The sequence below is a fragment of the Acidimicrobiia bacterium genome (genome assembly GCA_035948415.1).
Lineage (GTDB): Bacteria > Actinomycetota > Acidimicrobiia > IMCC26256 > PALSA-555 > PALSA-555.
Map to the genome: position 1 here is coordinate 1 of DASZJD010000023.1, position 12,410 is coordinate 12,410.

The following is a 12,410-nucleotide window of genomic DNA, read 5'->3' on the forward strand; positions in this document are numbered from 1 at the left end:
GCGCGGCGTCGACCCAGACCGTTTGGCTCTGTCGGCCAGGCCTTCGTCCGGATCCGTGCGCACCGAGCCTCACGACGACTCTGGTGACACCGTCGGGGCAACCACTGGGTGTCGACCATCCTCGGGCGGAGTCGAGCCCGAAGGTCGACTGCTTCTACGTGTACCCGACCGTCAGCGACCAGAAGACACCATTGGCCAACCTGCAGATCGATCCTGAGGAGCGGTCGATCGCGCTCTACCAGGCCGCCCGGTACTCGCAGTACTGCCGAGTGTTCGCCCCGATGTACCGGCAGCTGACGCTCGCGGCCATCGGCGGCCAGATCAGGGGAGCCGACGCTGCGGTCGCATATGGCAGCGTCCGCGACGCATGGCTGACCTACCTGAGGGACTTCAACCACGGTCGCGGCGTAGTGCTCATCGGGCACTCCCAGGGTTCGTTCATGCTGCGCCAGCTGATCGCGTCTGAGGTCGATCCCAAGCCGAGCGTCCGAAAGCGGCTGGTCTCGGCGTTCCTCCTGGGCGGGAACGTCACCGTCAAACAAGGACAGGATGTCGGCGGGGACTTCCAGCACGTTCCGGCGTGCCGTGCCCGCACGCAGGTCGGCTGTGTGGTCGCGTTCTCGACCTTTGACGAGCCTCCTCCGCCCAACACCAAGTTTGGGCACACGAGCACCCCTGGGCTCGAGGTGCTGTGCGCGAACCCGGCAGCGCTCCAGGGTGGCGCCGGCACCCTCGACCCGGTCTTCCCGACCGAGCCGTTCGCTCCGGGATCGACCATCGCAGCGGCGACCCGGCTCCTCGACCTGACCCTTCCGACGGCCACCACGCCGTGGATCGAGGCTCGCGGCAGCTACGCGGCGCGCTGCTCCTCGGCTGGCGGGTCGAACGTCCTCGAGATCTCGCCCGTAGACGGCGCGCCGACTATCCGCCCGAGCCCGGATCCCACCTGGGGCCTGCACCTCGTCGACGCGAACATCGCGTTGGGCAACCTGACGGCGCTCCTGCAAACGGAAGCGACCGCGTACGCCGGCGGCAAGGGGCGCTCGTCGAGTTCCTGAGCGGGGACAGGCGCGTGGGTCAGCGTGCGTCGGCCCGCGCGTCGCCACGCTCGGTGCCGTCGACGGGCTCCAACGGTGCGGTTCGGCCCGAGCCCCTCGGCTTCGAGTCGAGCCGAGTCCGGCCGCTCCGCTCGGAAGCGCGCGCGACCGAATCAGCCCGAGCGAGCGAAGGCGTGACGGTCATCTCAATCGACTCGCCCGCCCAGAAGCCGCGGGACAACGCTCCAGGCGAGGACTCCCGTTCCCGGCCCCACCTCCTCCCAGCGTTCCGTCTCCAGGTCGACGCGCGCCACGGCCGCAGTGGGGAGCCGGATGTGCCCGCCGCCGATGAGGAGGGCGACCGCCTCCGAGCACGTGGGCTCGTGGCCGACGACCAGCAGCAGCTGCGTCCGGTTCCGCTCGGCGCGGACCTCGGCCAGCAGACCGGTCACTCCTCCGCCGTAGAGGCCCTCGGCGGAGCGCGCGGGGCAATGCCATCCGGCTGCGGCCATCACCAAGCTCAACGTCGCCTGGGCTCGCTCGGCGGGCGAGGTGATGGCCGCATCGGGGATCTGGCCGGCGGCGGCCAAGAATCGCCCGATGCGCTGGGCGGCCCTCTTCCCGCGGCGGGCGAGCGGACGATGGCGGTCATCTGCGAACCCCGAGTCCCAGTCGGACTTGGCGTGGCGGAGGACGATCAGCGCGAGCACGAGGCATTCTGCGCCTCGAGCGGCCTCGGCAACCAGACGGCGCGCCTCGCCGGGCCTCGCCCCGAGCCCGGTCAGGGGTCAAGCGTGCCGCAAGGTCCTAACCGGCTCCTGACCCGATGTCGCCCGTTCCGAGCCAGGATCGGGCAGAGCGGGAGAGGATGGGTCGAGATGACGAGACCGGAGAACGCGATGAGCGAAACGGGCCTGCTGGGCGGGCTGAGTCGATCGACGAAGTCCTGGTGGCGCCTCCGCTGGCTCCTCGTCAGCCTGTCGGCGGTGCTGGCGATCGTGCTGGTTGCGAGCGGCGCGGTGCTGATCGGCGTGATCATCGGCCTCATGGCGGTCGTGCGAGCCGTGATGATCGTGCGTTGGCAGCGCTTCGGCGCCACGCTCCGCGCGCGATCTGGAGGCGGCCCGCAACGGCCCTGATTGCCACCTGCGGACGTTGGTCCTGACACCGACGGTGTTCCGGTGCCGTGCGGCCGACCGTGCCCATCCGGACACCCACGCGGCATCTCCAAGTGCCAGTGAGGATTCGGCTCCGGCAGCTGTCACTCAGCGCGGTTATTTGGCCACTAGAGGGCGCACGACACGTCGCGCTGGTGACATCCGGACGAACCATCGCGGACGAGCTCGCGGGATTGCCGGCGGCGTGTTGCTGCCCACGGCCTGTCAAAGGCATCATGCACTCCTCGCAAGAACGGCACGGTGGGGACCATGCATTTGCGCGGGAGGCCGAACGCAGGAGAGTTGATGCTCCGCGAGGCCACGGCCGGAGACCCCGACGCACAGGCCATGCTCGCAGCGCGGCGAGCGGACGGTGTGACCGACGACGACTTGCGCGGGTGGTGGGCTCTCTCAGACCGGACGCGTCAGGAGATCCGGCGCAGTTGGAAGTATCGCGCCTTGATTGTCTACGTCGCGCGGAAGCGGGCAGGGAACACCGATGACGAGGCCGCGCTGCACACGATGCGCCACGTTCCCACGTTCGCGAGCGTCGAGGAGCTCGCCCGCAGATCAGAGGCAAACGGACAGGTGGGTCCCGACCGGCCGCTCGCAGAAGAGCTCTGGCCTCGTGTGATCCAGCGGTACCACGGAGATCTCTACTTCGCCGACCTTCGCGGCCACAAGAGCGCGGAGGCGTTCATCCGAGCCGATATGCGCTTGAACGGTTGGGAGCGCCATAGCGGGGCGAAGTGAGAGGTTCCCCGAGCCGTCACGATCATGGGCAAGCCGATGCCGTGACGAACGGGGCGCCGCGACGACTGGGAAACCGCGTACCTGCGAATCCGGGAGAGCGGCGGCTTCGTCGTTCACGTGACGGTCGAGCTCGTCGCCGCTTGGCCCCCGGGCGCACCGGTCCGTGTCACATCCGGTCGAGTATCTCGACCGCAGCCCGCTCGCCCGAGCGAACCGCACCGTCGATCGCGCCGTGTGAGGTCGTCGACGTCTCCGTTCCCGCCCAGTGCACGCGCCCGAGCGGCTCTCGAAGGAGACGCCCATATTGGGTGAGAACTCCCGGACCGAGGTGCGCCATCGTGCAACCTCGAGTCCAATCTTCGGTCCACCAAGCAGTCTCGATGTAGTCCGCCGGAGTACCAGCGCGGGGCCCAAGCCTGGCTGCGAGCGCATCCAGCACGGCACGTCGCCGTTCCTCGACGCTCAAGGCATGGACGCGCTCAGCGACCGGACCGAAGGTAAAGGACGCGATGACGCCCGGCCGCCCAGACGCCGGACCTGCGTCAAGAGTTACCTCGGCAGCGGACCTTGGTTCGGCCGTCTGTCCGCTGAAGCCCTCGGCCCGCCAGAACGGCTCGTCATAGACCACCAAGGTCTTCGTCTCCCAACCAGCGCTCGCTTTGCGGTAGAGGGTCAGCCGATCATCGGGAAGCGGAGGATCGAACGCGATCTCCAGGGCGAGCGTCGGTGGAACCGTCACGACCGCGTGCCGGGCCGACACTCCGATCTGATCGGTGTCGACAACGACGTGATCGTCCCGCTGCGTGATCGACCGGACGGGAGCGCTGAGGTGTACTGCGTCACCGAGAGCGTCCGCCATTCGTGTCGCGATCAGTCCAGCACCGCCGTTGACCATGTTCTCCTGAGCGCCCCCTTTGATCGAAAAGAGAGTGTTGATGCTTCCGTGCCCGTGGACGAGAAGCAGGAGATGGAGAAGCGACACCTGGTTGAGGTCGGTGGTGAACAGGCCGCGCACGGCCATCTCGAAGAGGTCACGGGCGATCTGGGTCCGGATCCCCGATCGCTCGATGTACCAGGCCACCGAGCGCGAGTCCCACTCGGTAGCCCGCCGCGCTGTCCACGGCGCGTCAAGCGGAACTCGTCTGGCCATGCGATCGACCCTGGCCTGGGCCAAGACGAGGGTGGCGACGGCCAGCGGACTGATTCTCGGTATCAGCCCGGTGTACCGGCGTGTGCGCCCCGCACCGATGAGGAGATGCGCACCCTTCACCCAGGTCTTGTAGGTGGACACCCCGAGCTCTCGGGCCAGGCCGAAGATCGCGTCATGTCGCGGACCGAGCCAGGCGCCGCCGCGGTCGACCGGCGAGCCATCCGGGAGGTGGTAGGTCCAGATCCGGCCGCCGACACGATCGCGCGCCTCGAGGACGACGACGGATCGTCCCGCCTGGCTCAGCCGCCGCGCCGCGGTGAGACCGGCGTAGCCCGCGCCGACCACGCAAACGTCCACGTCGATCCGCGTGGCCATGCGGGCCGCACCGTAGCCGCCTGCGTCTCGCGGAGCAGTGGTCGAAGCGGCGACGCGACGTCGTCGCTCAGGCGCGGTCGCTTGGGCAGACGGGATACGCGCGGCGGGCGCGCGGGGTCATGACGGCGCCGCTGCGCCGGGCGCCGAGGCGAGGAGCGGACGGTCAAGCCGATCCTCGGAGGGTGTGAGAGCCGCGCTCTTAGGGCTGGGACTGCCCACGGAGCGCGGCGTCGTCCGCCGCGATCGCGGCTCGTAGGGCCGTCAGGGCCGGGGCTCTCGCTCGCAGCTTGGTCGCCGCGTGAGCACGCATGTCCAGCGCGGCAAGTCGCACGGCCGTATCACGTGTGACCTCCTCGAGATCTGACGACTCGACGACCCGGTCCAAGATGCCCGCGGCGACGGCTTGATCCGGCGCGAAGACTTCGGCGAGGTTCACGACCCGGGTGAGGGCCGCCGGAGTGAGGCGTTGACGACAGATCTCGATCGCCGACTGTGGCATCGTGAGACCGATCGCGACCTCATTGGCGGTCAGCTTGTAGTCGCCCGAGCCGCCGACTCGGTAGTCGCCCGAAAGCAGCAGGAAGAGACCCATCGCGATCGTGTGGCCCGTGCACGCCATGACGACGGGCGTCGGAAACGAGAGGAGTCGCTCGGCGGTCTCGAAGCCCGCTCGGAGCAGATTGATCGCGGCTGGACCACCAGCCCCCAGCACGTTCAGGTCGAAGCCGGCCGAGAACCTCCCGTCCCGGCCGCTGAGCACCACCACCGCCTGGTCAATCATTGCGCGGTCCAGGGCCGCGTTGATGTCCCGGAGCATCTCCGGCGAGAGCGCGTTTGCCTTTCCGTCGTCCATCCTGATCACTCCAACGGGAGGATCGAACTGATACGCGGCGAGCTCGCTCATGTGGACCTTCCAGCCCCAGATATCACGTCAGGAGAGTGTCGCACCGCGCGGCGCTGCGAACCTGCGCTCGCGGATCACCCGCCTCCGGGGGCCAGACCGGCAGTCGTCAATCGGCGTCCAGTCAGACGGTCATTCCCGGCCATCGACGGGGAGAAGGGAGCGTGGGCGCCCGCACCAGCAGCACATGACGCGACCAACGAGTGAGTCGTCCGTGATCAGCTCGATCACAGCATCCGCGATGTCGCTGGGCGAGAGCATTGCCGAGGGACCGCGATTGCTCGGTCTTCGACGGACATGCGAGCACGTGTCCGCCGACTCATCGGGGTGTCGACCCAGTCCGGGCAGACACAATTGACCCGGATGGCCCGGCTCGTCGCAAGGGGCGCGAGCGCGGTGCTCAGTCTGACGACGGCTGCCTTTGTCGCGGCGTAGTCAGGTGATGCGTGGGGCCCCCGTCCCAGACCCGCGAGCGAGGCGATGTTGACGATGGCACCCCCAGCCCGGTCGCGCATGGCGGCTATCGCGTAGAACGTGCCCAGCATCACGCCCCGCAGGTTGATATCCACCACCCGCATCCAGTCTTCGGCGTCCGCCTCGGGAAACGCCGGCGTCGTCGCGATGCCGGCGTTGTTCACCAGGATGTCGAGACCACCAAACGCGTCGGTCGCAGCGTCGACCATTGATCGGGCGTCGGCTTCTTGCGATACGTCAGCGTGCACGAACTCCGCGCGCCCACCGGCAGCACGGACTGCGTCGGCAGTGGCGGCTCCGGTCTGATCGTCGACGTCGGCGGCGATGAGTGCGGCGCCGCATTCACCAAGCCGGCGCGCGACGCCCTCGCCGATGCCTGCGCCGGCCCCAGTGACCACCGCGACCCTTCCGGCAATGTCCACGGTTCGAGTATGTGGCCCGGGGCTAGGGACGACAAGCGCTGTGATGCCTGCTAATCGACCTGTCAGGACTCGCGCTGCTTGAGGCTGACGTCCACGTTGAGAGCGACTCATCGGTCACGCGCGCCCTCCAGCGTCCGTCGACTCGCGGGCGTCGGCTTCGTCGAGGGTTCGGGCGTGAACGTATAGTTCGCAGGGCATGAACGGCAGCGAGCGAAGGGCCCGGCTCGCCCAGCGGCCTCGGACCAGGGCGTGGGCGAAGGCGGTGTCGTGGCGCATCTGGGCTCTCGTAGTCCTCGGAGTTCTCGGCTGGATCATCACTGGGTCAGCCGTGCAGACCACCTCGATCGCCTTGATCTACAACGCGATCCAGATCCCCGCCTTCTACGTCCACGAGCGATGGTGGGAACGACACCGGGACCGGGACGCTGTCGCGGGCCGGCAGGCCGGCTAGATCGCATCCGTCGTTCCTCGCCCCACGCTCCAGTCACGGCGACGGTGCAGTCATGGTCGCTCGTTGACGCTCGAGATCAACGGTAGCGATGGTCGACGCCTCCAGCCCGGCTGGCTACGTCGCCACTCCCTCGAGCATCGCCCTCGCCTGCAGCGGTGACCCGGTGACGGCGTCTTGGCCCGTGACGAGGAGCGAATTCGTGTAGTTCCCAGGCGAGGTGGGGCAGAACTGGATGTCGGCGACACAGCTCTGGCCGGGGGCGAGCGTCGAGCAGGAGCTCGAGGGGACGCTGTAGACACCGACCCCATTGACGGCGATTCCCCTCGCCGCATGTCCCCCGGTGTTCGTCACCGTGACCGGCACGATGGGCATCGGCGAGTAGGGGGGAGGAACAGAAGGAAAGATCGCCGGCGAGGGACTCATCGCGAGGCTCGCCGAGGACGGAGGGGCGGCCCCGATGCACGCTGCACTGACCAGCGCAACGGCGGCCGCGGCCAGGCCCATACCGATCCCCACCGTGCGGCTTCGCCGCATACACGCTCCATTCCCATCGCGTCGGCGACCGCGACCCAGCCGACCGTTTCGTTATCGGCAGCCGGGGTCCTGATCCTTGAGCCTGTCCGCCGGACTGGGGGTTTCCTCACCGCGAATCGACCCCGCCGGCGCGCGCGGGCGTGAACAGAGCCGCTCTGCCGGCGGGGCCAACTGAAGTGTCCTCGATGCCTGGTGGCGGATGCGGGTCTGGGGGCGCGGATCGTTCACGGTGCCCGCGGTGACCTACCGTCTGCTTGCACGTGAGGACGAGGACACCGGTTGCCAAGAGGAGCGTGACGTTGACGAACAAGACGGCGGTTCAGGCACCAGAGATCCCCACCCGCCATCCGCGTCGTGGCTTCCTGACCTACTGGGACCGGCACCCTGCCGTCTCCAGCGGCGACCAGCTCACGCTGGGGGAACGCTCCGCCGACACGATGCGCAACACGATGGGCTCGTGGGCGTTCGTCGGCATCTTCATCGCGGTGATGGTGTTGTGGGCGATCGTGAACAGCATTTTCTGGCTGGGCGGAACGAACGGGAAGCACGGCTTCGATCCTTACCCCTACATCCTGCTGAACCTGTTCCTCTCGATGGTCGCTGGTCTCCAGGGGGCCATCCTGTTGATCGCTGCGAAGCGCTCAGACCAGATCGCGAGTCAACTCGCCGAGCACGACTACGCGACTGATCAGCAGGCTTTCGCCCGAATCGAGGCCGTCCACACTCGACTCGAGGAACTCGCACAGAACAACCACGAGCTCCTCGAACAGAACCGCGCCATTCTCGAGGAACTTGCGAAGAAGTCCTAGCGGCAGCGGCCCGATTCTCGGGTCGGAGCTCGAACCTGCCCCTTGACGGCCACGCGAGCGGGCCGGCAACTGGAGGAGCTGTCGTGACCGTCGGTGCGCGGCGTCACGAGTGGCGGCGTAACCTGCGCTCGGCCGTGTCCGGTGGGCTGCGGCGAGGTCCGGCCGCTCGTGGTCCTGGCCCGCCGGAGCACACGACGCCGTTCCGAGCCCATCGACGAGTGTCTGTCCCCTTGGCGACTTGAAGCGCGCGCCCGTATTGTCCGGGGTGTGCCAACCGACCTGCAGCTCAGGACGATGAACTTGATCCACCGGGCCATGCTCAAGCTCAGCGCTGGACGGCTCGGATCGAAGGTCGGTGGCATGCCCGTGCTCGAACTCACGACGACGGGGCGGAAGAGCGGGCAGCCCCACACGGTGATGCTGACATCGCCAGTGCAAGACGGCGACGCCATCGTGATCGTTGCGTCACGCGGTGGCGATGACCACCATCCCGCCTGGTTCCTCAACCTGCGCGACCATCCCGAGGTCAAGGTGGCGTTCGCCGGAGCGCCGACCCAATCAATGCACGCGCGGGTGGCGACGCCACAGGAACGGTCGACGCTCTGGCCCCGGGTAACCAGCAGGTACCAGGGGTACGCCGGCTATCAGACCAAGACCGACCGTGAGATCCCGCTCGTGATCCTCGAGTCCGTAGACCGCGCTCAGGGCTAGGCCCCGTCAGCTCGGACAGGCGCCATCCCGAGATCTGCTACACCACGATCCGCGAGCGCCCGTTACTCGACGCGTGCGCAGCCGAGCACCCCGAGCTCACGATCGCACCGACGTGACCGAAGCCAAGAGCACGATCGCTCAACAGGCCGGTAGCGTTGCTCCGTGACCGACTGGTCCACCGTCTCGTCCCTGGCCACCGCGGGCGGGACGCTCGTTCTCGCGGTGGCGACGTTCTCTTCGGTCCGAAGCGCGAACCGATCGGCACGAACCACGGAGCGAGCCCTCCAGATCGGTCTCCGCCCGGTCCTCTTCCCCTCCCGGCCTCAAGCCCCGACGCAGATCCTCAGATGGGGCGACGACCACTGGGCCAAACTCCCAGGCGCCGGAGCCGTGCTCCAGGACACCAACGACGTCATCTACCTCGCCATGTCGTTGCGCAACGTGGGATCCGGCATCGCGGTCCTACGCGGCTGGCAGATCGGGCCCGATGCCCCAACGATCGACCACAACGCCGACCTTGCGACCATGAACGCCATGATGGCCTTCTCGGCTCAGGTCATGACCCCGCCTGATGGCGCCGAGTTTCGTCCGCAGACGGTGGACCTCTATGTCCCACCAGGCGACGACGGCTGGTGGCTGGCGGCCATACGGGACCCCGAGCACCCCGACCGGGCGAGGACATTGGCCAACGTCGCCGCCGGTCAACCCGTGACCATCGACCTGCTGTACGGCGATCAGGAGGGCGGCCAGCGGACGATCAGCCGATTCATCGTGAACCAGAACCCGGCGAAAGAGCATGAGTGGATCTGCACGGTCGTCCGCCATTGGTACCTCGACCGTCAGGATCCCCGACCTTGAGGCCGGACGATGTCGAACTCCCGGCACAAAGTTGCCATTCCCTGCTATCCGCGCCCGGGCTGGCAGTCCATCGACCGGCCCCGCGCGGAGGCAGTCGAACACGCCTCCCGGACTGATGGTCGTCGCCACGGACTCACAACTGCGCCAGACTTCCCGCTCGGTGGAACGGAGCACCTGTCATCTTGAATCTCCGCACCGGGCCTCGTGAACGGGTCCCGAGCGCGACCGCTGCGCTCGATCTCGATCGGCGCCGGCGCGACGATCATGCTCCTCCACGGCTACGGCATGCGACCGAGCACCTACGTCCCAATGGCTCGCCTGCTCGCCGACCGCGTCCGCGTCGTCATTCCGGCCATTCTGGAGCTTCCAGAACGCTGGACGTTCGAGCACGCCATCGATTGCCTGGAGGCCACGCTCGACGATCTGGGGGTCGATCGGATCAGCCTGCTCGGGCACTCCTTCGGCGGCGGTCTCGAGCTCGGCCTTGCCGCTCGCGTCCCGGATCGGGTCGTGGAGTGCGTGTTCAGCGACACCCTCGGTGTACAGAGCGACCTCGGCCTGGCCAGAGAGGCTCTGTCTCACCCGATCGGAGATCTCGGCCTCGTCACGAGGCCCGCGGTCTCAGCGTTCTTCCGGTCATGGTTCACCCACCCAATCCAGCTCGCGTCCGCTGCGCTCTGGGCATTCTCGAGTAATCGCGAGGACGAGATCGAGGTCGTCGCCACCGCCGAGCTTCCGTGTCACGTCCTCTGGGCCGAACGAGACACGATCCTCGCCCGTCGTGACGGCATCGAGTTCGCGAGGCGCATCAACGCCAGCTTCACTGTCGCCAACCGACCCGCTGGGTATGGGCCCATTGATCACGACTGGATGTTCGACGATCCCGCGTTGTTCGCGCGCCATCTCGAAGCGCTCCATCTCCAGGCGCTGTGCCGTCCGCACGAGCGCTCCACTGGCTCGCGGGGCGCCACCGCGGGCGACGGAGAATGACCAGCGCCATGGGCCAGGCGATTGTGACCGAAGGCCTCGAACGCTCGTTCAACGAGACTCGAGCGGTCGCAGGCGTTGACCTCGCCGTCCCGGACGGGGAGATCTATGGATTCCTCGGGCCGAACGGGGCCGGAAAGTCCACGATGGTCCGCATGCTGTGCACGCTGCTCGTTCCCTCAGCGGGCTCGGCCCACGTGGCCGGCTACGACGTGGTGAACCAGTCGCAGGATGTCCGGCTCCGCATCGGCGTGGCACTGCAAGACGCGTCACTCGACCCGAATCAGTCTGGCGTAGAGCTGCTGCGGCTGCAGGGCCGCCTCTACGGTCTGGGCCGTGACCAGATCGAGCGCCAGCTTCACGAGCTGGCCGCGCTCGTCGACATCGGCGATGCGCTCGAGCGACGAGTCAAGACCTACTCGGGCGGAATGAAGCGACGGCTCGACCTCGCGATCGCGCTGATCCACAACCCGGTCGTCCTGTTCCTCGACGAGCCGACGACCGGGCTCGATCCGGTCAGCAGAGCGCGCGTCTGGGAGGAGGTACGGCGGCTGAACGATGCTGGCAAGACCATCTTCCTGACGACGCAGTACCTGGAGGAGGCCGACAGCCTGGCCCATCGGGTCGGGATCATCGACCGGGGCCGCCTGATCGCCGAAGGCACCCCGGACGAGCTCAAGCGATCGCTGGGTTCGGACGTCGTCGTGGCCGAGGTCGGCCCGGACGCGGCCCGGGCTTGCGCACAACTCGAGCACCTCCCGGGCGTCACCCGAGTTGAACAGCACGGCGAAGAGCTCACGATCCTGACGCCGGACGCCCCCGCGCTCCTCAGCCCGATCGCCGTCGCCCTCGACGAGTGCGGTGTCAAGGTCCGCAGCCTCACGATGCGGCGACCGACGCTTGACGACGTGTACCTGAGGATCACCGGCGGCCATCTCGGTTCGGACAGCAGTGACACTGATGAGAGGGAGAGCCAGTGACCACGATTGCCGTCGACGCCTCGTCCCCGGTCCGGGCTCGCCCCGCCGGCTTCCTCTCCGACTGCCTGGCGATCGCGAGCCGAGCGGTCCGGGCCGTGCCTCGGGAGCCCGAAGTCCTCGTACCGGCATTGTTCATCCCGATGTTTTTCTTCTTCATCAACATCGGAGCGCTCGCGAAGCTCGCCGAGCACGGAGGTCGGGTCACGAACTTCAAGGCCTTCCAGCTCCCGGTCGCGATCATCTTTGCCGTCACCGGCGTGTCTCGGGCTTCCGCACTCGTCACCGACATCCAAGACGGATACTTCGACCGGCTGCTGATGACCCCGGTCCGCCGGCTGCCCCTGCTCCTGGGCTTGATGGCGGCCGACTTCCTCGTGGTGTGCGGGCTCACCATCCCGGTCCTGATCCTGGGGTTCATCGTCGGCGTGCGCTTCCCGACCGGGGTCGGCGGCGTCCTCGTGTTCGTGCTCATGGGCGGCCTCTGGGGCCTGGCGTTCACGGGGTTCCCGTACGCGATCGCGCTGAAGACCGGGAACCCCGCCGCCGTCAACACGAGCTTCATCCTCTTCTTTCCGTTCGCATTTCTGACCACCGCCTTCCTCCCGAAGGCAGCGCTCTCGGGCTGGCTCGCAACGATCGCCAACTACAACCCGGTGACGTACCTGCTCGAAGGCATGCGATCGCTCGTTTTGACTGGGTGGGACGGCGGAGCGCTGGCGGAGGGCTTCGCGGCGATCGCGGGCGTTGGGCTGGTGAGCATCACGCTGGCCCTCCTCGCGCTGCGGGGACGCCTCCGACCCAGCTAGTACTC

At 67.8% G+C, this 12,410-nt stretch carries 15 protein-coding genes; 10 read left to right on the forward strand and 5 right to left on the reverse strand.

Annotated features, from left to right (window positions below; genetic code table 11):
- Nucleotides 1-83: 83 nt before the first annotated feature.
- The gene (locus VG869_03110; protein ID HEV3450171.1) at nucleotides 84-1,058 is read left to right on the forward strand and encodes a DUF3089 domain-containing protein; all 975 of its coding nucleotides are present in this window, start codon (nucleotides 84-86) and stop codon (nucleotides 1,056-1,058) included.
- A gap of 185 nt (nucleotides 1,059-1,243) precedes the next feature.
- Here the strand turns inward: VG869_03110 and VG869_03115 are convergent, their stop codons facing one another.
- Nucleotides 1,244-1,747 (reverse strand): histidine phosphatase family protein, encoded by a 504-nt coding sequence (locus VG869_03115; GenBank protein HEV3450172.1) that lies wholly within the window; start codon nucleotides 1,745-1,747, stop codon nucleotides 1,244-1,246.
- 168 nt (nucleotides 1,748-1,915) lie between these two features.
- On the opposite strand from VG869_03115, the gene VG869_03120 reads away from it, so the two are divergent.
- Nucleotides 1,916-2,176, forward strand: a complete 261-nt coding sequence (locus VG869_03120; protein HEV3450173.1) for a hypothetical protein — start codon at nucleotides 1,916-1,918, stop codon at nucleotides 2,174-2,176.
- 324 nt (nucleotides 2,177-2,500) lie between these two features.
- On the forward strand, nucleotides 2,501-2,947 hold the full coding sequence (locus tag VG869_03125) for a hypothetical protein (protein HEV3450174.1): 447 nt from the start codon (nucleotides 2,501-2,503) through the stop codon (nucleotides 2,945-2,947).
- Nucleotides 2,948-3,113: 166 nt separating this feature from the next.
- On the opposite strand, the gene VG869_03130 is transcribed toward VG869_03125, so the two are convergent.
- From VG869_03130 to VG869_03140, 3 genes are all read right to left on the reverse strand, one after another.
- On the reverse strand, nucleotides 3,114-4,472 hold the full coding sequence (locus tag VG869_03130) for an FAD-dependent oxidoreductase (GenBank protein HEV3450175.1): 1,359 nt from the start codon (nucleotides 4,470-4,472) through the stop codon (nucleotides 3,114-3,116).
- A 199-nt stretch (nucleotides 4,473-4,671) separates the two neighbouring features.
- Nucleotides 4,672-5,376: a crotonase/enoyl-CoA hydratase family protein gene (locus VG869_03135; protein ID HEV3450176.1), complete on the reverse strand. Its 705-nt coding sequence runs from the start codon at nucleotides 5,374-5,376 to the stop codon at nucleotides 4,672-4,674.
- Between the two features lie 224 nt (nucleotides 5,377-5,600).
- Nucleotides 5,601-6,269 (reverse strand): SDR family NAD(P)-dependent oxidoreductase, encoded by a 669-nt coding sequence (locus VG869_03140; GenBank protein HEV3450177.1) that lies wholly within the window; start codon nucleotides 6,267-6,269, stop codon nucleotides 5,601-5,603.
- A gap of 196 nt (nucleotides 6,270-6,465) precedes the next feature.
- Here VG869_03140 and VG869_03145 point away from each other — a divergent pair, with 196 nt between their 5' ends.
- Complete coding sequence (locus VG869_03145) at nucleotides 6,466-6,720, forward strand: DUF2061 domain-containing protein (GenBank protein ID HEV3450178.1); 255 nt, start codon at nucleotides 6,466-6,468, stop codon at nucleotides 6,718-6,720.
- 114 nt (nucleotides 6,721-6,834) lie between these two features.
- On the opposite strand, the gene VG869_03150 is transcribed toward VG869_03145, so the two are convergent.
- Complete coding sequence (locus VG869_03150) at nucleotides 6,835-7,092, reverse strand: hypothetical protein (protein HEV3450179.1); 258 nt, start codon at nucleotides 7,090-7,092, stop codon at nucleotides 6,835-6,837.
- A gap of 599 nt (nucleotides 7,093-7,691) precedes the next feature.
- Here VG869_03150 and VG869_03155 point away from each other — a divergent pair.
- From VG869_03155 to VG869_03180, 6 genes are all read left to right on the forward strand, one after another.
- On the forward strand, nucleotides 7,692-8,063 hold the full coding sequence (locus tag VG869_03155) for a DUF1003 domain-containing protein (protein HEV3450180.1): 372 nt from the start codon (nucleotides 7,692-7,694) through the stop codon (nucleotides 8,061-8,063).
- A 267-nt stretch (nucleotides 8,064-8,330) separates the two neighbouring features.
- A complete protein-coding gene (locus VG869_03160) occupies nucleotides 8,331-8,774 on the forward strand; it encodes a nitroreductase/quinone reductase family protein (GenBank protein ID HEV3450181.1) in 444 nt (147 codons plus the stop codon).
- A 390-nt stretch (nucleotides 8,775-9,164) separates the two neighbouring features.
- A complete protein-coding gene (locus tag VG869_03165; GenBank protein HEV3450182.1) occupies nucleotides 9,165-9,632 on the forward strand; it encodes a hypothetical protein in 468 nt (155 codons plus the stop codon).
- A 204-nt stretch (nucleotides 9,633-9,836) separates the two neighbouring features.
- Nucleotides 9,837-10,622 (forward strand): alpha/beta fold hydrolase, encoded by a 786-nt coding sequence (locus tag VG869_03170; protein ID HEV3450183.1) that lies wholly within the window; start codon nucleotides 9,837-9,839, stop codon nucleotides 10,620-10,622.
- 8 nt (nucleotides 10,623-10,630) lie between these two features.
- Nucleotides 10,631-11,599, forward strand: a complete 969-nt coding sequence (locus tag VG869_03175) for an ATP-binding cassette domain-containing protein (GenBank protein HEV3450184.1) — start codon at nucleotides 10,631-10,633, stop codon at nucleotides 11,597-11,599.
- The gene (locus VG869_03180; GenBank protein HEV3450185.1) at nucleotides 11,596-12,405 is read left to right on the forward strand and encodes an ABC transporter permease; all 810 of its coding nucleotides are present in this window, start codon (nucleotides 11,596-11,598) and stop codon (nucleotides 12,403-12,405) included. Before VG869_03175 ends, VG869_03180 begins: the two co-directional genes overlap by 4 nt.
- The last annotated feature ends 5 nt before the right edge of the window (nucleotides 12,406-12,410 follow it).

Excerpts from the sequence above, each read along its gene's own strand:
- VG869_03120 (HEV3450173.1), top strand. The coding sequence starts at position 1,916 with ATGACGAGACCGGAGAACGCGATGAGCGAAACGGGCCTGCTGGGCGGG.
- VG869_03125 (HEV3450174.1), top strand. The coding sequence starts at position 2,501 with ATGCTCCGCGAGGCCACGGCCGGAGACCCCGACGCACAGGCCATGCTC.
- VG869_03130 (HEV3450175.1), bottom strand. The coding sequence starts at position 4,472 with ATGGCCACGCGGATCGACGTGGACGTTTGCGTGGTCGGCGCGGGCTAC.
- VG869_03135 (HEV3450176.1), bottom strand. The coding sequence starts at position 5,376 with ATGAGCGAGCTCGCCGCGTATCAGTTCGATCCTCCCGTTGGAGTGATC.
- VG869_03145 (HEV3450178.1), top strand. The coding sequence starts at position 6,466 with ATGAACGGCAGCGAGCGAAGGGCCCGGCTCGCCCAGCGGCCTCGGACC.
- VG869_03150 (HEV3450179.1), bottom strand. The coding sequence starts at position 7,092 with ATGCCCATCGTGCCGGTCACGGTGACGAACACCGGGGGACATGCGGCG.
- VG869_03155 (HEV3450180.1), top strand. The coding sequence starts at position 7,692 with ATGCGCAACACGATGGGCTCGTGGGCGTTCGTCGGCATCTTCATCGCG.
- VG869_03175 (HEV3450184.1), top strand. The coding sequence starts at position 10,631 with ATGGGCCAGGCGATTGTGACCGAAGGCCTCGAACGCTCGTTCAACGAG.